The 20,343-nt window shown below is 71.0% G+C and carries 13 protein-coding genes; 6 read left to right on the top strand and 7 right to left on the bottom strand.

The window, feature by feature from the left end; genetic code table 11:
• Positions 1–120 precede the first annotated feature (120 nt).
• From I6I07_RS17525 to I6I07_RS17510, 4 genes are all read left to right on the top strand, one after another.
• Positions 121–711: a DUF4304 domain-containing protein gene (locus tag I6I07_RS17525; protein ID WP_198483040.1), complete on the top strand. Its 591-nt coding sequence runs from the start codon at positions 121–123 to the stop codon at positions 709–711.
• Between the two features lie 126 nt (positions 712–837).
• Entirely contained in the window at positions 838–2,136 is a 1,299-nt protein-coding gene (locus I6I07_RS17520) for an ArgE/DapE family deacylase (RefSeq protein ID WP_198483039.1), read from the top strand.
• Complete coding sequence (locus I6I07_RS17515; RefSeq protein WP_198483038.1) at positions 2,133–3,212, top strand: phosphotransferase; 1,080 nt, start codon at positions 2,133–2,135, stop codon at positions 3,210–3,212. The genes I6I07_RS17520 and I6I07_RS17515 overlap by 4 nt, the downstream gene beginning before the upstream one ends.
• Complete coding sequence (locus tag I6I07_RS17510; RefSeq protein ID WP_198483037.1) at positions 3,209–4,537, top strand: aspartate aminotransferase family protein; 1,329 nt, start codon at positions 3,209–3,211, stop codon at positions 4,535–4,537. Before I6I07_RS17515 ends, I6I07_RS17510 begins: the two co-directional genes overlap by 4 nt.
• A 65-nt stretch (positions 4,538–4,602) precedes the next feature.
• Here the strand turns inward: I6I07_RS17510 and I6I07_RS17505 are convergent, their stop codons facing one another.
• Entirely contained in the window at positions 4,603–6,105 is a 1,503-nt protein-coding gene (locus I6I07_RS17505) for a PLP-dependent aminotransferase family protein (RefSeq protein WP_198483036.1), read from the bottom strand.
• 119 nt (positions 6,106–6,224) lie between these two features.
• Here I6I07_RS17505 and I6I07_RS17500 point away from each other — a divergent pair, with 119 nt between their 5' ends.
• Positions 6,225–7,553 (top strand): MFS transporter, encoded by a 1,329-nt coding sequence (locus I6I07_RS17500; RefSeq protein WP_198483035.1) that lies wholly within the window; start codon positions 6,225–6,227, stop codon positions 7,551–7,553.
• An 11-nt stretch (positions 7,554–7,564) separates the two neighbouring features.
• Here I6I07_RS17500 and I6I07_RS17495 read toward each other — a convergent pair whose 3' ends face one another.
• The 3 genes from I6I07_RS17495 to I6I07_RS17485 all read right to left on the bottom strand — a co-directional run bounded on the left by I6I07_RS17495 (position 7,565) and on the right by I6I07_RS17485 (position 12,222).
• Positions 7,565–9,991, bottom strand: coding sequence for an ATP-binding protein (locus tag I6I07_RS17495; RefSeq protein ID WP_198483034.1), 2,427 nt, complete (start codon positions 9,989–9,991; stop codon positions 7,565–7,567).
• 2 nt (positions 9,992–9,993) lie between these two features.
• Complete coding sequence (locus tag I6I07_RS17490) at positions 9,994–10,632, bottom strand: response regulator transcription factor (protein WP_332840418.1); 639 nt, start codon at positions 10,630–10,632, stop codon at positions 9,994–9,996.
• Between the two features lie 300 nt (positions 10,633–10,932).
• Entirely contained in the window at positions 10,933–12,222 is a 1,290-nt protein-coding gene (locus tag I6I07_RS17485; RefSeq protein ID WP_198483032.1) for an EAL domain-containing protein, read from the bottom strand.
• Between the two features lie 264 nt (positions 12,223–12,486).
• On the opposite strand from I6I07_RS17485, the gene I6I07_RS17480 reads away from it, so the two are divergent.
• A complete protein-coding gene (locus I6I07_RS17480) occupies positions 12,487–13,140 on the top strand; it encodes a response regulator transcription factor (protein ID WP_232625626.1) in 654 nt (217 codons plus the stop codon).
• A gap of 12 nt (positions 13,141–13,152) precedes the next feature.
• Here I6I07_RS17480 and I6I07_RS17475 read toward each other — a convergent pair whose 3' ends face one another.
• From I6I07_RS17475 to I6I07_RS17465, 3 genes are all read right to left on the bottom strand, one after another.
• Positions 13,153–13,443, bottom strand: a complete 291-nt coding sequence (locus tag I6I07_RS17475; protein ID WP_232626124.1) for a GNA1162 family protein — start codon at positions 13,441–13,443, stop codon at positions 13,153–13,155.
• Between the two features lie 16 nt (positions 13,444–13,459).
• Positions 13,460–14,128, bottom strand: a complete 669-nt coding sequence (locus tag I6I07_RS17470; RefSeq protein ID WP_198483031.1) for a CsgG/HfaB family protein — start codon at positions 14,126–14,128, stop codon at positions 13,460–13,462.
• 82 nt (positions 14,129–14,210) lie between these two features.
• Positions 14,211–20,222, bottom strand: a complete 6,012-nt coding sequence (locus tag I6I07_RS17465; RefSeq protein WP_198483030.1) for a YadA-like family protein — start codon at positions 20,220–20,222, stop codon at positions 14,211–14,213.
• Positions 20,223–20,343 lie beyond the last annotated feature (121 nt).

Genomic DNA, 20,343 nt, shown 5'->3' with positions numbered 1-20,343 from the left:
TATGCAGCAATTCGCATGCCCGCCCGCGCCACCTTCGGTTTCACAAGTCACGATTTGCCGCACACGCCGCCCGCGCCCACGGTTCAATGATTGCCCCACCGCCCTTTGCGCAAGGCCGCCATGACCCGCACCGCGTTCCTCAAGCTCCTGACCAGACACCTCTACCCCATCCTGAAGGCCGAGGGGTTCGAAGGCTCGGGCCAGACCCTGCGGCGCATCCGCGGCCCCATCGTGCACGTCTTCAATGTGCAGGGCGCCAGCGGCGGCAAGGCCTGCTACCTGAACCTGGGCGCGCACTACGATTTCCTGCCCTGCGAAGGCGGCGCCTTCGTGCCCCCGGCCGAGATCGAGGAATCGCACTGCGTGTTCCGCGAGCGCATCGACCCGCCGCCCGGCCCCGCGTTCGGCTGGGCCTATGGCCTCGACGCGGCCAGCGCCGAGGAAAACGTCGCTTTCATCGTCAGCGAATGGGCGCGCCAGGGCCATGCCTTCTTCGCCGGGCACGACGCCTACCCCGCCAGTTGCGAGCGGCTGCTGCGGCAGACCGATCCCGACGCCATCCACCCGGCCAGGACGCTGAACCTGGCCCGCATCGCCCGCCACCTGGGCGACACGCCACGGGCGCACGCCTTCGCCCGCTCGGGGCTGGCGCGCGCCCCCGAGCGCGCCACCTCGCTCAAGGCGAAGCTGGAGGAACTGCTGGCGGACTGACCCGGGCGGCGGCCCCGGGGCGCCGCGCACCGAAAGTGGCTATATCAAATAACCAGGATTGGCTATTTTTCACCGATCCAATTTTGCCTAGGATGGCCGGATTGATAGTCAAACTCGAGCACATCCATGCCAGAACTGACCCCGGCGCTCCGGCAGCGCATCCTCCAAGCCGTGGACGCGGGCTTCGCGGCCCAGACCGAACTGACGGCGCAACTGGTGCGCCTGCCCTCGCAGCGCGGCGAGGAAGCCACCGCGCAGGACTTCATGGCGGCGCGCTACGCCGAACGCGGCTACGCGGTGGACCGCTGGCGCATCGACGTCGACGCCATCCGCCACCTGCCGGGCTTTTCGCCGGTGGCGGTGTCCTATGACAACGCCTACAACGTGGTCGGCGCGCACCGCGCGCGCAGCCTGAAGGGCCGCTCGCTGATCCTGAACGGCCACATCGACGTGGTGCCGGTCGGCCCGCTGGCGCAATGGAGCCGCGATCCCTACGACCCGGCCATCGTCGACGGCTGGATGCACGGTCGCGGCGCCGGCGACATGAAATCGGGCCTGGTCGCCTGCCTCTCGGCCATGGACGCGCTGGCCGCGATCGGCCTGGCGCCGGCCGGCGACGTGTTCCTGCAATCGGTGGTGGAAGAGGAATGCACCGGCAACGGCGCCCTGGCCTGCCTGGCGCGCGGCTACCGCGCCGACGCCGCCTTCATCCCGGAACCGCTGCTGCCCATGCTGATGCGCGCCCAGGTCGGGCCGATGTGGTTCCAGGTGCAGGTCGAAGGCGACCCCCAGCACGCCTCGGCCGCCTTCACCGGCGCCGGCGCCAACGCCATCCAGAAGGCGATCTTCCTGATCCAGGCGCTGGACGAACTGGAAACCCGCTGGAACGCCAACAAGTGCGACCACCGCCACTTCTGCGACCACCCCCACCCGATCCGCTTCAACCTCGGCAAGATCGCCGGCGGCGACTGGCCGTCCAGCGTGCCGGCCTGGTGCACCTTCGACATGCGCGTGGCGGTCTACCCCGGCCAGAGCCTGGAGGCCGCGCGCGCCGAGATCGAGGCCTTCGTGGCCCAGGCGGCGGCGCGCGATCCGTTCCTGGCCAAGCATCCGCCCAAGGTGATCTACCACGGCTTCATGGCCGAGGGTTACGAACTGCAGAACGCCGACGAGGCCGAGGCCGCGCTGCGCGCCGCGCACGAACAGGTGTTCGGCGAGCCGCTGCGCGAATACGCCACCTCGGCCGCGACCGACGCCCGCTTCTATGGCCTGTACGCCGACACCCCGGCCATCGTCTACGGCCCGGAATGCCGCATGCCGCACGGTTACGACGAGGCGGTCAACCTGGAATCGGTGCGCAAGGTCACCCAGACCATCGCGCTGTTCATCGCCGAATGGTGCGGACTGGAAGAGCGCCAAGCATGAGCCGCAGCAACCCCTCCAGCGCCGGCCAGGCGCTGTTCGCGGCCGAGCCGCCCAAATTGTCCCTGCCCGAGGCCGAAGCCCTGGCGCTGCGCCACTACGGCCTGGCGACGCGGGCCACTCTGCTGTCGAGCGAGCGTGACCAGAACTTCCTGCTGCGCGCGGCCGACGGCGGCGCCTACGTGCTCAAGGCCACCCACCCCGCCGAGGACCCGGCGGTCACCGACTTCCACACCCAGGCGCAGCTGCGCCTGATGCGGGCCGACGGCGAACCGCCGGTGCCGCGCCTGATCCCGGGTCTGCAAGGCGACTACGTGCATTGGCACGACGCTGGCGACGGCGCGCGCCGCGCGCTGCGGCTGATGACCTTCGTGGATGGCGTGCCGCTGCACCAGGTGGCGCGCAGCCCGGCGCAATACCGCGCCTTGGGCCGCGCCCTGGCGCAGTTCGACCTGGCCCTGGCCGGCTTCGATCACGCCATGGCCGACCACGAACTGCTGTGGGACCTGCAGCACGCCGAGCGCATCGCCGACCTGCTGCCGAAGATCCCCGAGGCGGACCGCCGGCGGCTGGCCGAACGCCAGCTCGAACGCTTCGTCGATGACCTGCGGCCGCGCCTGGGCGGGTTGCGGCGCCAGGTCATCCACAACGATCTCAACCCCTACAACGTGATGGTCGCGCGCGACGATCCCGAACAGATCGCGGCGCTGCTCGACTTCGGCGACATGGTGCGCGCCCCCCTGGCGCAGGACCTGGCCGTGGCTGCCGCCTACCTGCTGGACGACGCGCCCGACCCGCTGTCGGCGGGCCTGCGCCAGTGCCTGGCGAGTTACCACCAGACGCTGCCCCTGACCGAAACCGAAATCGCGCTGCTGCCCGACCTGATCGCCACGCGCCTCTTGATCACGGTGGCCATCACCGGCTGGCGCGCGCAGCAGCACCCCGAGAACCGCCAGTACATCCTGCGCAACAACGGCCTGGCCTGGACCGGCCTGGCGCGCCTGGACGCCCTGCCCCGGCAGCAGGCCAGCGACATCCTGCTGGCCGCCAGCCAGACCCCGATGGAGACTCTTGTATGAGCCGAGACCAAGCCATGCTCAACGCCTTCGACCCCGCCGCGGCCGACGCGCTGCCGCAGGCCGAACGCGACCTGATCGCCCGCCGCCAGCGCGTGCTGGGGCCGGCCTACCGCCTGTTCTACGACCAGCCGCTGCACATCGTGCGCGGCGAAGGCGTGTGGCTGCATGGCGCCGACGGCCAGCGCTACCTGGATGCCTACAACAACGTGGCGTCGGTGGGCCACAGCCATCCGCGCGTGGTGCGCGCCATCGCCGAACAGGCGGCGGTGCTGAACACCCACACCCGCTACCTGCACGACGGCGTGCTCGACTACGCCGAGCGCCTGCTGGCGACGTTCCCGCAGCCGCTGTCGCAGGTCATCTTCACCTGCACCGGCAGCGAGGCCAACGACCTGGCGCTGCGCGTGGCGCGCAGCCACACCGGCGGCACCGGCGTCATCGTCACGCAGCTGGCCTACCACGGCGTCACCGCCGCGGTGGCGGCCGTTTCGCCGTCGCTCGGCCAGGCGGTGCCGCTGGGCGTGGACACCCGCGCCGTGGCCGCGCCCGACAGCTACCGCCACGATCCGGCCACGCTCGGAGAATGGTTCGGCCGGCAGGTGCAGGCCGCCATCGACGACATGCGGCGCCACGGCATCAAGCCGGCCGCGCTGCTGGTGGACACGATCCTGTCCAGCGACGGCGTCTACAGCGACCCGGCCGGCTTCCTGGCGCCGGCGGTGCAGGCCATCCGCGACGCCGGCGGCCTGTTCATCGCCGACGAAGTGCAGGCCGGCTTCGCCCGCACCGGCTCGTGCATGTGGGGCTTCCAGCGCCACGGCCTGGTGCCGGACATCGTCACCATGGGCAAGCCGATGGGCAACGGCCACCCCATCGCCGCGATGGTCTCGCGCCCCGACATCCTGGAACGCTTCGGCCGCGAGGCGCGCTACTTCAACACCTTCGGCGGCAATCCGGTGGCCTGCGCCGCGGCCCAGGCCACGCTCTCGGTGATCGAGGACGAAGGCCTGCAGGCCAACGCCGCCCGCACCGGGCAGTACCTGCGCGACGGCTTCCGCGCGCTGGCCGAGCGTCACGCGCTGATCGGCGACGTGCGCGGCGACGGCCTCTTCATCGGCGTCGAACTGGTGCGCGACCGCGCCGCGAAAACACCGGCCAAGGAAGAAACGCATCGCTTCGTCAACCTGATGCGCCAGCGCCGCGTGCTGCTCAGCGCCACCGGCCTGCACGGCAACGTGCTCAAGCTGCGGCCGCAACTGCCGTTCGCGCGGGAGCATGCCGACCTGCTGCTGGCGGCGGCGGATGAGACGCTGGCGGAACTGTAGGCGGCAAGCGGACGCGGCGGCCTGGCGCGACCCGCACCGCCGCGCGCCGCGGCCAACGCGCCGGTTCAGCGCCTGGCGCGGCGCGCCGGCCGGGCCTCGGTGACGCGGCCCAGCGCCCGCGCGAAGCGGGCCACGCCGTCGTCGATGCGTTCGCACGGCACGCCGCCATAGCCCAGCACCACCGCCGGCGCCGCCGCGCGCGCGGCATCGGGCAGGTAGTGCGGCTGGCCCAGCACGATCCCCTCGTCGCGGGCGGCCTCGGCCAGCCGCGGCACCGACACCTTGCGGTCGAGCCGCGCATACACATGCAGCCCGGCGCGCGCTTGCGACAACTGCACCTGGTCGCCGACGCGCGCCGCGATTGCCTCGCGCAGCACGATCTGGCGGCCGGCGTATTCGGTGCGCATGCGCTTGATGTTGTGCGAGAAATGGCCGTCCGCCATGAAGTCGGCCAGCGCCGCCTGCAAGTGCAGCTGCCCCGGCCGATAGATGCTGGCGCAGGCGCGCGAGAACGACTCGGCCACCTGCGGCGGCACCACCATGTAGCTCATGCGCAAGCCGGCGAACATGGTCTTGCTGAACGTGCCCATGTAGATCACGCGGCCGTCGGCATCCAGGCCCTGCAGCGACGGGATCGGCGCGCCGTCGTAGCGGAACTCGCTGTCGTAGTCGTCCTCCAGCACCCACAGGCCGCGCGCCCGCGCCGCCTGCAGCAGTTCCAGGCGCCGCGCCAGCGGCATCACCACGCCGGTGGGGTATTGATGCGACGGGCTGGTGATCAGCAATCGGGCGCGGCGCGGCAGCTTGCTGGCCGCCAGATCCAGGCCCTGCTCGTCGACCACCGCCGCGTACGCGCGCACCCCGGCCGCCGCCAGCACCGGCGGAAAGGCCCAGTGGCACGGGCTTTCCACCAGCGCGGCGTCGCCCGCCCCCGCCAGCATGCGCGCGCACAGGTCCACCGACTGGTGCGTGCCCGCCGTGACGATGACCTGCTCCGGCTCGCACACCACGGCCCGCGCCAGCCGCAGATAGCTGGCGATGGCCTCGCGCAGCGGCAGGAAACCCGCGCCGTCCTTGGCGTAGCCCGACAGCGCCAGGTTCGACTTGCCCAGGTGGCGCGACACCAGCCGGCGCCACAGGTGGAACGGAAACAGGCTGGCGTCGGCCACGCCCGGCACGAAGGCGCCGGTGTGCTGGCCCAGCCCCGCCGCGCCGCCGGCGATGGTCTCGCCGCGCGTCGACAGGCCCGGCACGTGGCGCTGCACGTGCTCGGGCGAGGCCGGCGGCAGCAGCGGCCGGTCCACCGTCTTCTCGACGAAGGTGCCGCTGCCGCCGCGCGCGCTCAGGTAGTTCTCGGCGATCAGCCGTTCGTAAGCCAGCGTCACCGTGATGCGTGAAATGCCCAGGTCCTGCGCCAGCACGCGCGACGACGGCAGGCGCTGCCCCGCCACCAGCGTGTGGTCCAGCACGCCGCGCCGCACGATGTCGTAGATCTGTTTTTGCAGCGGGTCCGCCGATTCGCGCGACAGCGCGCCCGAGAGCAGGTCGGCGAGCAGGACTTCCTTCATGAAGTGGACCTATGTCTGATTGGATTGTGGCTATACAAGATATAGCCAGTAGTTGCTATCGTCAACGCCGTATTCAATGCGGCGCCGACAGGCCAGCCGCGACCAACAAGGGGAATGAAATGAACGACTCAAACGGCCGCAGACAGCCGGTCAGGGCCGCGGCCGCGGCATTCTTCGGCACCATGATCGAGTGGTACGACTTCTACTGTTACGCCACGGCGGCCGCCCTGGTGTTCGGCGACGTGTTCTTCGCCACCAACGATCCCTACATGGGCACGCTGGCCTCGCTCGGCACCTTCGCCATCGGCTTCTTCGCGCGGCCGGTCGGCGCGGTGCTGTTCGGCCACCTCGGCGACCGCGTCGGCCGCAAGCAGAGCCTGGTCATCACGCTGCTGCTGATGGGCGTGGCCACCACGCTGATCGGGCTGCTGCCCTCCTATCATTCCATCGGCCTGGCCGCCGTGGTGCTGCTGGTCGCGCTGCGGCTGGTGCAGGGCATCGCGGTGGGCGGCGAATGGGGCGGCGCGGTGCTGATCGCGGCCGAACACGCGCCGCCCAAGTGGCGCACCTTCCTGGCCTCGGCGCCGCAGTACGGCAGCCCCATCGGCCTGATCCTGGCCACCGGCGTGTTCCGCCTGGTGTCGGACCTGCCCAAAGAGGACTTCCTGTCATGGGGCTGGCGCCTGCCCTTCATCATCAGCGGCGTGCTGGTGCTGGTGGCCTTCGTCATCCGCCGCGGCGTCAACGAGAGCCCCGAGCTGGAAGCGCGCCTGAAGGAAAAGAAAAAGGAAAGCACCGCCCCCATCCGCCTGGTGCTGCGCGAACGCAAGCGCGCGCTGCTGCTGGGCATCGGCCTGTGCCTGCTGGGCATCTCGGGGTTCTACTTCGTCACCACCCTGATGATCACCTACACCACCACCTACCTGAAGATCACGCGCAGCCAGATCCTGGACGTGGTGACCTGGGCCGGCGTGGTCGAGCTGATCAGCTTCCCGATCGCCTCGTACATCGCCACCCGCGTCGGCGAGCGCCGCTTCCTGATCTGGGTCACCGCGCTGTCGACGCTGTGGGCCGTGCCGATGATGATGCTGATCCTGACCGGCGACATCCAGAACATCGCCATCGGCATCCTCACCGCCATCTTCCTGATCGGCGCCTACTACGCGGTGCTGGCGCCCTACCTGCCGCTGGCCTTCCCGGTGGAGATGCGCTACACCGGCATCTCGCTCAGCTTCCAGCTGTGCGGCGCGATCTTCGGCGGCACCACGCCGCTGGTGGGCCTGTGGGTGGCCCACACCTTCGGCCTGACCTGGCAGCCGATGGCGCTGATGTTCGCCATCATCGCCGGCGCCAACCTGCTGTGCGCGATCTACCTGCCTACGCCGGAACGGGAGGCGGCCCGCCAGCGCGGCCCTGGCGTGGGCGCGCGGCGCGGCGAAGCGCTGTAGGCCGGGCCGCTTCAGGGCGATTGCGGCGCCAGGCCCGCGATCGCCTCAGGATCATCCGTGACCGTCAGCCGCGGACGGCTATCGCGAAACGCGCGCGCCAGCGCGCTCAGCGCCGCCTGCCATGCGGGCAATTGCCAGGGCGGCTCGGCGGCCAGCAGGCGCTGCAGCACACCCGCCTGCTCCGCGACTTCCGGCCACTCCACCGTCAAGGCCGCGCCATACAGGCGGTGCGCCGCGCGCCGGGCGCCGTCGGCGTCCTGCAGCGCCGCCCGGTGCAGCAAGGCATGCAAATCGCTCTGCAATGCCTCGACCACTTGCTCCGGCCCGAACATGCCCCGCCCGTGTTCGGGCTGCGCGATGGGATCCAGTTCGACCCCGCACCAGAGTTCGATGGTGTCCTGCAACTTGCGCATGCGGATGGGCTTGCCCAGGATGCCATCCATGTCGGCATCGAAGCACCGGGCGGTATGGTCGGCGCCGGTCGAGGCCGAGATGGCGATGATCGGACAACGCGACTGGCCCGTCTCGCGCTCCATCAGCCGCAGGCGCATGGTCAAGGCATAGCCGTCCTGGTCAGGCAGATCGCAATCCATCAGCACCAGGTCGTAGGTCCCCTGCGCGAAGCAGGCCAGCGCCTGGACGCCGTCCTGGGCAATCACCGCGGTGCAGCCGAAACCCTCCAGCTGCGCCTGCAGCACCGCCTGGTTGGCGGGCGTGTCCTCCACCACCAGGACCCGCAGGCCGTGATCGGGCCGCGCACCGGCCGGCTGGCGCACCGGCGGCTCGGCCGCCACGGCGTGCCTGGGCGCCGGCTGCACCGGCAATGACACCTCGACCGTGGTGCCCGCGCCGAGCCGGCTGGTCAACGTCACCTTGCCCTGCATCAACGCCACCAGGTCGCGAGTGATGGCCAACCCCAGCCCCGTTCCTCCCGACCGCCTGAACGACCGCGCCACCTGGGCATACGGCTGGAACAGCTTGGCTTGCGCGTCTTCGGCGATGCCGATGCCGGTATCGCTGACCGACAGGCGCAGGTTGCGGTGCCGGGGAATGTCGCTGTCCTCGAGCGCGTAGCGCACGGTCACGCCACCGCTTTCCGTGAATTTGATGGCGTTGGACACCAGGTTGTTCAATACCTGGCCCAGCCGGGCATCGTCCAGCATCAGGAGAGGCAGGTCCACGGCGCCGTCATAGCTCAATGAGATATGGCGTTCGCGCGCACGCAGCTGGTGCAGATCGACCACGTTGCGCACCAGCGCGGCAAGATCCACGGCTTCCAGCTCCAGCCTGACCTGTCCGGCCTCCAGCTTGGTCACGTCCAGCACGTCGTCGATCAGCGTCAGCAGCGATTGCGCGCCGTGATTGGCCAACTCGGCGTAATGTCGCTGCTGCTTGTCCAAGGGCGTATTGCGCAGCAACTCCACCGCCGCAAGCACCGAGTTCATGGGCGAGCGGATTTCATGGCTCATGACGGCCAGGAACATGGTTTTTTCGCGTTCGTTGCGTACGGCCTTCTGCCGCATGCGGTAGGTCACCCCGGACACGATGGCCAGCAAGGCCAGCACCAGGCCCGCCAGCACCAATTCGTGCCAGAAGTGCCGCGTGATGTCGGCGAACGTCGGATCATCGTTCATGTGCTGACTGAGCCAGCGTTCATGGATCTGCCGGATCTCCTCAGGCGAAATCGATGCGAGCGCCTTTTCCAGGATGCCATGCAGCACCGGCTGGTCGGCGCGCACGCTCATGCCAATCTCGGTCGTCATCCCGGACAGCACTCCCGATATCTGCAGCTGACCCTGGTAGCCGCGATACATATAAGGCACCAGGAAGGCTTCGGTGCCGACCGCCGCGTCGGCCTCGCCGTTGGCCACCTGCTCCAGCATCCTGCTCGACGAGCCGCCATTGATCAAGGAAGCCCGCGGCGCCTTGCGCCGCAGTTCCTCGCGGTAGCGATCCAGGGACGGCAAGGTCACCGTCATGCCATTGAGCTGGTCGGGCTCGAACAGAAAGGGCCTTTTCACACGCGTGATCACGATCCCCGCGCTGACGTGATACGGATCGGTATGCAGGAAACCGGAACGCGCCGCCACATCGCCGTTGACGCGCAAGGCCGAGATCAGGTCGGCTTCGCCCCGCGTGACCATATCGACCCGCTCCTGGCTGGTATCGGCAGGCACGTAGGTAAAGCGCAGGCCGGTCTTGCGGGCGACCTCGTCGAGAAACTCCGCCGACAGGCCATGCAGGTTGCCGTCCTGCAGGTACTCGATCGGTTCGAGCTCTCTCAGCACGCTGACCCGCAGCACCGGATGCTGCTGGATCCACGCCTGCTCGACCTGCGTCAGGGAAAATCCCGACGGCGACTGCGCAGACGCGGGCGACCCTGCCAGCAGCCCAAGGCAGGCGGCCGCGGCAAACCCCAGGAAGGCGCGGGCGGTCATGGTCAATCGAAGGTCTGGCGGATGCGGAACAAGTCGTTGTTCGACGTGACGCCGAGCTTGCGGAAGGCGGCCGCCTTCTGCGAGCTGATGGTCTTGATGCTGCGGTGGAACTTCTCGGCGATCTCGCTGACCGTCATGCCCGCCAGGAAGCAGCGGATCACTTCCTGCTCGCGCGCCGACAGCGACGCCTGATGCAAGGGATCATCCGTCTCGCCCTCTGGCGCGGCCGCGCCCGAGGTGGTGGCGTCGGCCACCTGATAGGACATCTCGGCGCTCAGGTAGATCGCGCCCGAGGCGACGGCGCGGATCGCCTTCATCAGGTCGGCCATGTCCTCGCCCTTGCCGACAAAGCCACGGGCGCCCACGCGCAGCGCCAGCGAAACCGTGGCGGGCTCATGGTGGGTGGACAGCACCAGGATGCGGCAGTCGGGATGACGGGCGCGCAGCGCGCGGATGAGGGACACGCCATCCAGTTCGTCGCGTCCGAGCGAAAAATCCAGCAGCAGGATGTCCGCCTGGGTCTGGCCCAGGGCGCGCATCAGCTCCCGGCTGCTCTCAAAGGCGCCCACCACATCGATGTCGGGCTCGGCGGTCAGGTGGCTGACCAGCCCGTGCCGCACTACCGCATGATCGTCAAGCAAGGCAATGCGTATGCGCTTCATATCGGGTCACAGACTCGCAAGATGCCGGACGTATTTTTAGGAGTAGTCCTATTGATAGCATCAGCAGGACATGCATGGCAATAATTTGACATTTTTTTGTGAAATGCGTCCCCCATTTGTTTTCCCGGCCGCGCAGGCGACGCCGGAGGGGCGACGGACGATCATTCGTCATCAAAAAATTGTATGAAGCGTCCGTCGCGGCGGATATCGGAATACTCCTAAGCCCGCCGCATCAATTGTCAAGAATGGCAAGGATGCGGCGCCCGCGCCGCGACGTGCTCAGGCGGCCGGCGGCTCGCCGGCCTGGCGCAGGAAGTCCGCGCCTTCCATCGGATAGGCCAGCGCGTAGCCCTGGCCCACGCGGCAACCCAGCTGGCACAGCAGCGCGATGGTCGAGGCGTCCTCGATGCCCTCGGTGACCAGGCGCAGGTCGAACAGGCGCGCCAGCGCCACGATGCCGGTGATGATGCCGCGCGAGGCCGGTGCCTGCGCCACGGCGCGCACCAGCGCGCCATCGATCTTCATCTCGTCGAACGGCATCCGCGACAGCAGGGCCAACGTGGCCGCGCCGGCGCCGAAATCGTCCAGCGACACCTGGAAGCCTTTGGCCCGCAACGCCGCGATCGAGGCCGACAGGCAGAGTTCGTCGGCGGCCGCCATGTCCTCGGTCAGCTCCAGTTTCAGGCGCCGCGGCGGCAGGCCGGCGCGCTGCATCTTGCCGGCCAGGCGTTCGGCCAGGCCGGGCGCGCACAAGGTATTGGCCGACGCGTTCACGGCCAGCGGCAGGTCGATGCCCGCCCGCTCCAGCGCCAGCAGGGTGTCGATGGCGCTCTTCTCGATGTAGCTGAACAGCAGCAGATCCAGCCCCAGCCGGTTCACCATCGGGATCAGCACGGCGGGCGAGATGTCGCCCAGGCGCGCATGGCGCCACCGGATCAGCGCCTCGGCGCCGACCATGCGACGGGTCATCAGGTCGTACTGCGGCTGGAACACGACGCGCAACCCCTCGCCCGAGGTCAGCGCGGCGATCACGTCCTGTTCGTCCGGCAGCGCCGCGTTCGCGGCGGCGCGCGGCCGGGGCGCGGGCGCCGCGCTTTCGGGCAGCCGCTCCAGCGCCTCGCGCAGGCCGTCGGCCGCCGCCTCGCCAACGATCTCGACGCGCAGCCCCGCGGCCCGCGCCAGCCGCGCGTGCGATGCCAATGCGTTCAGCGACACGCCGCCCAGCTGCCGGCACCAGCCCTGCCGGACGCCCGCCGGCACCTCGCCGCCAGCGGGTCGTCGATCGGCATCGCCCGCCGCGTCGGCCGCATCGCCCACCCACAGGACCTGCGGCACGCGCGCCAGCCGGCCGGCCGCGCTCAGCTCCTTGAGCAGGCTGGCCAGCATCAGGCCGTCGCTGAAGTCGGCATGGATCTCGGCGATCACGACGTCCGTGTCCTGCGCGCGCAGCACGGACGTCACGGCCGCCAGCGTCGCGGCCTGCGTGCATTGCCGCACGCCCGCGTCCTCCAGCAGGGATCGGGTGTGGCGCGCGAACGCGCCGTCGCGCATCAGCAGCAGGATGCGCAAGGAAGGTAGACGGGAGACTGCGTGGGTTTTGCCGGGCGCCATTTCATCCTCGCTGGATTGCGTTGGGCGGAATGGGCGGGACTGTATCAACGGGGTTTGGCGGCGCACATCGGATTGGGACTAAATCGGCGGCGCGGCAGACCCATTTAGGAGCGTTCCGATTCAGGCATCCGGCGGGCCTGCGTAGAGTGCCCGCACCAGATCCGCACAGGCGCCGACGGCGCATCGCGGACCGCTCCCTTGCTCGATTGGAATCCCGCATACATGGCGACCGGCAGATCCTTCAAACGCTTGCGCATCGCGCTCCTGGACGACCATCCGGTGGTGCGCACCGGGCTCATCGTGCGCTTGAGTTCGGAGACGCGGATGGAGCTGACCGGCATCCATGACAGCAGCCAGGCCTTGCTCGACGGCCTGCGCGCGCAGCCGGCCGACATCGTGGTGATGGACGACGCGCTGCCGTCACGGCAGCTGGCCGGCACGCCATTGATCCTGGCGCTGCGCGCCCGGTTTCCCGCGGTCCGCATCCTGGTGTTCTCCGCCAGCCCCGATCCCTCGCGGGTATCGCAGGCGTTGCGCGCCGGCGCCAGCGGCTTCGTCGGCAAGCGCCAACCCATGCACGAGCTGATCGATGCCATCCACGTGGTGGCGCAGGGTTCGGTGTATGTGGGCGTGGGCACCGCCGCCAGCGCGTGGGCCGAGCCACATGCCGGGCCGCCCCCGGGCGCGGCCCTGTCGACGCGGGAGAAAGACGTCATCCGCTGCTATCTGGAAGGCATGACGGTCAGCGAGATCGCCTTGAAATTCGACCGCAGCATCAAGACCATCAGCACGCAGAAGTCATCGGCCTTCCGCAAACTGGGCATCGCGTCCAATAACGACCTGTTCAAGCTGCGCGAACAGCTCGATGCCCTCTGATGGCAACCGTTCTCAGCGAAAACCCCGGTGCGAGGGCCGGGGTTTCGGATCATTTTTCGGTGTGCCGTGGCGATCTTGGCCCGGGCAGCAACCCGCCCGGTTGGCCGGCGCCGAGCAGCGCTTCGCTTGCCCGGCCCGCCACGCCATAGCGCTTGTCCGACAGCGTGGCGTGGCCTGCGATAGCACGGCCGCCGCGGCCTGGGGTTCGATGGAGGTATTCAAAGGCGGCAATACCACGATGGACGCCGGCCGGCTTTCGCGCAAGGCCGTGTGTAGTCCACCGCCTTCTGCGGCGCAACACATCGGCATGTCTTTTCCTTTACTGTTGCGCGGGCCGCCAGGCGCCGCTGTCCATGCCGCTTGCCAACGCATCCACGGCCTCGCGGATGGCCAGGTCGAGCACTTTGCCGTTGAGCGTGGAGTCATAACCGGCGGTGCCGCCGAATCCCGCCACTTCACGGTTGGACAGGGCATACTCGCCCGCGCCTGACGCGGAATACACGACTTCGGACGTCTCCACGTCGACCACATTGAGATCCACCTTGGCGTAGGCGACCTGCTCCTTGCCGCGTCCGAGGATGCCGAACAGTTGCCGGTCGCCGGTCACCCTGCGGCCGAAAGCGGTGACGTCACCGGTGACCAGGTAGCGGGCGCCCCTTACCTGCGGGGCCTTGGCGCGAAAGGCCGCCTCTTGCGCGATTTCACCGAGGTTTTCTCGATCCATCACGACGAAGCGCCCGCTGCGCTGCAGATGGCTGGTCAGGATCGTTCTGGCCTGCCCCCCGAGGCGATCGACACCGTCGGAGAACACCCCCCGCAGGTAACTCGACCGGTTCTCGAATTTTCCGATCGACACCGCGCTGCGCACCCCTTGATACGGTTGCTGCGCCGCGGCCACCGCCGGCACGGCCAACGCTTGCGACCGCTCGGTCGCGCAGCCACTCGCCAGCGTCGCCAGCGCCCCGATCATCAATGCCCGATACAACATGATTGCCTCCCCCCGCATGGGGTTCTGACGCGGTTCATACCGCAAAGCCGGCACGGCTTGCCCGCCAAGCCGGAATCTGGCGCTACCACTCATAGCCAACCCCCACCGCCGCGCCGATGTCGCCGTCCTTGGTGCTGGAACTGGAGGCTCGATATGCCCACGCACCGTTGGCCGACCGTCCGGACAGCCCCATCGCGATGGCGGACTGGCCGTTGTATAGCGACGTCCCCATGGCGAACATGGACTTGCCTGGCGACGACGCCGACGGCAGCGCCGCCATGGCCATCGCCGACGCGATGCCGGCATTGACTTCGGTGCGCAGCTGTCCGATGCGGCTGTCGGTGTAGCGATTGGCCTGCTCCAGCGCCTGCCCGGCGGCCTGGCGCGAAATGCCCGTGGCCTGGCGCAGATTCACCGCGTCGGTGTCCCGGGCGGCGGCCGCCACGTGGGTGACCTGGCGTTCGTTGCCCGCCGAGCCCACCGACACGGTATTGGCGCGGGTGGCCTGTGATCCCTCGCCCAGCGCCACGCTGCCCGGCGCGGTCGCCGTGGCATTGGCGCCGATGGCCGTGCCGCCCGCCGCCTGCACGCTTGCGCCGGCCCCCACCGCCGTCGCATTCGCGGCCTGGGCCTGCGCGCCGCCACCGACGGCGGTACCGCGATCGCCCATGGCCTGGGCGCTGGCCCCCACGGCGACCCCGCCGCTGCCCGGCGCCACCACGGCGCGGTCGCTGCCGTCGCCGCGGCTGTCCACCGCCACGCCGTCGGCCTGCGCATCGAGCTGGTTCACGCGCTCGGTCACCGCATGCAGTTGCCCGCCGGTCACCGCGTCACTGCTGCCGGCCTGGATGCGGCCGTCCTGCAGGCCCGTGACCTGGCGCGCGCCGGCGGTGCCGGACAGGTCCAGCTGACTGCCGCCCCGATCCGCCGCCAGCGTCACGGCCTGGGTCGATGGGTCCTGCCGCACCAGTCCCACATTGCCGCTGCGCACCTGGTCCGACAGGGCCGTCAGCGTCACGCCCTGCCGACCCGTCAGGGCTTCCAGGTCGCCCACGGCCTGGGTGTTGGCCAGCAGATCCTGATTCACCCGGAACAGCTGCGAGCCGGCCACCGCCTCGCTGCTGCTCGCGCTGATCTCGCCTTCCTTGACCCCTGCCAGGGTCCGCGCGCCGTCCGTGCCGGCCAGCGTCACCCGCGAGCCGTCGGCCTGCCGGGCCACCGTGATGTCGCGCGTCGCCGCGTCCTGGCGCACCAGCCCCAGCTCGCCCGCGTCCAGTTGCTGGCGCGTCGCCGCCACCTGCGCCCCGACCCGATTCACGTTGTCGTTGACCGCCACCAGGCTGTCGTCCAGCGCCTGCACCGCGGCGCCGACGCTGGTGGCCGGCGCGGCCGGCGCCTGTACTCGCCCGTCGGGCCCGATCGCGGTCACGGCATACGCCGGCGCCTGCAGCGAACCATCGGCGCGCACCGCCGCGCCGCCGCCCAGGGACGCCGCCAGCGCCTGGCTGGCCGCCTGGCCCGCCTGCGCGATCCGTCCCGCCACCGTCTCGCCTTCGCCGATGCCTTCCAGCCTGGCATTGGCGGCAGTGGCCGACCGTTGCGCATCCGTCGCCACGGCCTGCGCCGACAGCGCGGTATCGCGGGCCTGCGTGGCCGCCTGCTGCGCCGACGCCGCCTGTTGCTGCGCCGCCTCGGCGGCGGAGCGGGCGCCGCCGGCGGCCTGCGCCACCGTATCCAGCTGGCCCTTGTTGGCCGCATCCGTCGGCGCCTGGCCGTCCGCCACGTTGACGATACGGTTGGGCGAGGCGTCGCCACGCATGGCGCTGTAGGCCTGCGCGCCCGCGTCCCACTGCAGGCTGTCGCCGCGCAGGTCGCGCATGTCCTGCGTCAGCTGGGTCAAGCTGGCGTCCTGCGCCCGCACGCGGTCGTTGACCTTGATCACATTGGCGTCCAGCGCCGCCAGCGCATCGCCGACATTGGCGGCGGCCTGGGCCGGGTCGGCCACCGAGCCGTCGGCGCCGACCTGGCGGATGGCATAGGCCGGCGCGCCGGCCTTGCCGTCCGCGCCCACCGTGGCGCCGCCGCCCAATGCGGCGGCCAGCGCCTGGCTGGCGGCCCGTCCGGCGGCGTCGGTCGCGGCGCTGGCCGCCTGGTCGATGCGGCCCGCCACCGTTTCACCTTCCCCGATGCCGGCCAGCCTGGCATTGGCGCTGTCGACCGAGCGCTGCGCCGCCGCGGCCGCGTCGCTCGCCACGGCGGCGGTCTGTTGCGCCCCCGTGGCCGCTGCCTGCGCGGCGTCGGCGGTGCGCTGGGCGCCGGCCGCCGTGTCGCGCGCCGCCGACGCCGTCTGTTGCGCCTCGCGCGCCGTGTCCTGGGCTGCCCCGGCGGTGCGCTGCGCGCCGGTCGCGGCCGCCTGCGCCGCCTGCGCCGTCTGTTGCGCGTCGGCGGCCGTTCCCTGCGCCGCCTGCGCCGTCTGGCGGGCGTCCGTCGCGGTCCCCTGGGCCGCCTCGGCGGCCTGCCGAGCGGCGACGGCCGTGTCGCGGGCCGTGGCGGCATCCGCCTGGGCCGCGACGGCCGTATCGCGCGCCGTCGCGGCAGTGCGCTGGGCGTTGTCCGCCGACGATCGGGCCGCGTCCGCGGCCTGCGCCACGGTATCCAGCTGGCCCACGTTGACCGCATCGGTGCGGGCCTGCCCCTCGGCCACGTTGATGACGCGGTTGGGCGAGGCGCCGCCATGGCTGGCGCTGAAGGCCTGCGCGCCCTCGTCCCACAACAGGCTGTCGTCGCGCAGGCCGCTCAGGTCCTGCGTCAGCTGGGCCAGTTTGCCGTCCTGCGCCAGCACCCGGTCGTTCACCTTGATCACATTGGCATCCAGCGCCGCCATCGCGTCACCGACGTTGGCGGCGGTCACCCCCGGCGCCGTGACGTTGCCGTCCGCGCCGATCTGGCTGATCGCATAGGCCGGCGCGCCGGCCTTGCCGTCCGCGCCCACCGTGACCCCGCCGCCCAGTGCATCGGCCAGCGCCTGACTGGCGGTGCGCCCGGCCGCGTCGGTCGCGGCGCTGGCCGCCTGATCGATGCGGCCCGCCACCGTTTCCCCATCACCGATGCCGGCCAGCCTGGCATTGGCGCTGTCGGCCGAGCGCTGCGCCGCCGCGGCCGCGTCCCGCGCCGTCGTGGCCGCCTGCTGCGCGCCGCTGGCCGCGCCTTGCGCGGCGTCGGCGGTGCGCTGGGCGCCGTCCGCCGTGTCGCGCGCCGCCGACGCCGTCTGTTGCGCCTCGCGCGCCGTGTCCTGGGCTGCCCCGGCGGTGCGCTGCGCGCCGGTCGCGGCCGCCTGCGCCGCCTGCGCCGTCTGTTGCGCGTCGGCGGCCGTTCCCTGCGCCGCCTGCGCCGTCTGGCGGGCGTCCGTCGCGGTCCCCTGGGCCGCCTCGGCGGCCTGCCGCGCGGCGACCGCCGTGTCGCGGGCCGTGGCGGCATCCGCCTGGGCCGCGACGGCCGTATCGCGCGCGGTTGCGGCGGTGCGCTGGGCGTTGTCCGCCGACGATCGGGCCGCGTCCGCGGCCTGCGCCACGGTATCCAGCTGGCCCACGTTGACCGCATCGGTGCGGGCCTGGCCCTCGGCCACGTTGATGACGCGGTTGGGCGAGGCGCCGCCATGGCTGGCGCTGAAGGCCTGCGCGCCCTCGTCCCACAACAGGCTGTCGTCGCGCAGGCCGCTCAGGTCCTGCGTCAGCTGGGTCAAGCTGGCGTCCTGCGCCCGCACGCGGTCGTTGACCTTGATCACATTGGCGTCCAGCGCCGCCAGCGCATCGCCGACATTGGCGGCGGTCTGGGCCGGGTCGGCCACCGAGCCGTCGGCGCCGACCTGGCGGATGGCATAGGCCGGCGCGCCGGCCTTGCCGTCCGCGCCCACCGTGGCCCCGCCGCCCAGTGCATCGGCCAGCGCCTGGCTGGCGGCCCGCCCGGCCGCGTCGGTCGCGGCGCTGGCCGCCCGGTCGATGCGGCCCGCCACCGTTTCCTCATCACCGATGCCGGCCAGTTTGGCATTGGCGCTGTCGGCCGAGCGCTGCGCCGCCGCGGCCGCGTCCCGCGCCGCCGTGGCCGCCTGTTGCGCGCCGCTGGCCGTGCCTTGCGCCGCGTCCGCGGCGCGCTGCGCGCCGGCCGCCGCCTCGCCGGCCGCATTGGCGGCCTGTCCGGCCTGCGCCGCCACGTCGCGCGCGGCCGTCGCGGTCTGCGCCACGCCGTCCAGCTGGACCTTGTTGACCGCGTCGTTGCCGTTCACGCCCGCCGCCACGCCCGTCACCTGGCGATCCGTCGCCGCCATCACGGGCTGGCCGTCCGCGCCCAACACCGGGTTGCCGCCGGCGTCGCGTTGCGGCGCGTTCCCGGCCAGGTTCACCACCGTCGCCGCCGACTGCGCGCCCACCTGCAACTGCCCGCCGCTTTCGCGCAGCAGCCCGTCGCGCTGCGCCACCACCTGGGTGATGGCCTGATCCAGCTGCCCCTTGTTGACCGCGTCCGTCTCCGCCTGGCCCGCCGCCAGGTTCGAGATGCGGTTCTGACCGGCGGTGGCGTTGGCCGCGTTGTACACATCGCGGGAAGCGTCCCACGCCAGGCTGTTCTTCCTGACCTCGTCGATGCGGCCAGCTACGGTCTCGTCCGGCCCAAAGCCCTGCAACTGGCGCTCGGCCTGGCTGGCCTTGGCGTCCGCCACGCCGACGATCCGGGTCACGTCGCCCAGGGCCCGGGCCTGGTCCTGCAAGGCGCCATCCAGGCTGGATACCGCGCCCAACAAGGTGGTTGGCTGGGTCTTGTCGGTACCGAGGCTGGTCAGCGACAGCTTCGGCATGATGATCGCGCCATCGGCGCCCACGCTGGCGCCGCCGCCGATCGCCTGCGCCACCGACGCGGTCGCGGCGGCCTGGCTGGCACGGGTCGCCGCCGCGTCGGCGGCGCCCTTGTCGATGGCGGCCTGGTGCGTCTTGTCGACCTCACCCAGCGCGTTGATGGCGTCATAGGCCGCGAACAGCTGCGAGCCGTTGACGGCGTCCTTGCTGCTGGCGCTGACATCCCCCGGCGCCACGTTGACGATCTGCCGCGTCAGCGTGGGGCTGCCCACGCTGACGACGCCTTGCAGGTCCTGGCTGTCGAACGCATAGGTCTTGCCATTGAGCACCACCGCCGCGGGGGCCTGGAAGGCGCGCGAGGTCGAACCGCTGCCCAGGGCCACCGAGCGATCCTGTGTCGCGGTGGCGCCGTAGCCGATCGCCACGCTCTCCTGGCCCTCGGCCTTCGCGTCCTTGCCCACGGCCAAGGCGCTGGCCCCCGACGCCTTCGCGTCGACCCCGACCGCCGCGGAACTGTCGCCGCTAGCGCCGGCGCCCGCGCCCACCGCCACGGTCCGATCCGCCGCGGCGCTGGCATTGGCCCCCAGCGCCGCGCTCATCGCCCCGCTGGCGACCGCCTTGTCGCCGATCGCCAGCGCCGTGCGCCCGGTCGCTTTGGCCTGCCGCCCCACGCTGGCGCTGTAGGCGCTCGACTCCGCGCCATTGCCGATCGACAGGCCATACAGCTCCGCCTTGGTGGTCGCATCGCCGATGCGCATGCCGATGTCTTCGCCGCCCAGTTTGATGAAGCCGCTGTTGACCGCCAGATCGCCGCCCAGCATCAGCGACGTGGCGCCCACGCCGGGCACATTAGCGGGCCGGTAGAACAGGACGTAGTCCTTCTGGTTGGGCGCCCGGGTCGGATCGCACCGCTCCGTGGTGTCCGTGAAATTCACGTTCGCCTGCAGGTAATTGCCGGGCGTCGGGCCGCCCGGGGGGGCGGCCTGCGGGTCGTTGATGCTGACACACCGGCTGTCGGCATTCGCGTTGATGTGGATGCCGTTGGCCGCATGCGCGGGCGTCGCGCCCATCAAGGCCGCGCCCGAGGCGCCCAGCAGGGCCAGGCCGAGCCCCTTGCGGCGTCCCAGGCCCAGCACGCGGCAGACGCGCCGCAGCAGCGCGCGCACGCGCCTGCCCAGGAGGCCGGCGCGGCCCGCGCCACGGTTCAAGGAAATGCCGCTGGCCGCGGCCGCAATCGAATGGGTCATCACAATACGCTCACTGGCTGATTCTGGATCGGGCGGCCACGGTGGTGGCGGCCGGTGGAGTCCCCGCGTAGCGCTATCCCGCGCGGGTCTGGGAGTGTCTGCACTGTATCGGCGCGGCGCC

Source organism: Achromobacter deleyi, assembly GCF_016127315.1.
Taxonomy (GTDB): domain Bacteria; phylum Pseudomonadota; class Gammaproteobacteria; order Burkholderiales; family Burkholderiaceae_B; genus Achromobacter; species Achromobacter insuavis_A.
Note: the sequence above shows the minus strand (reverse complement) of the source record. Positions and strands in the feature narration are given on the sequence as shown.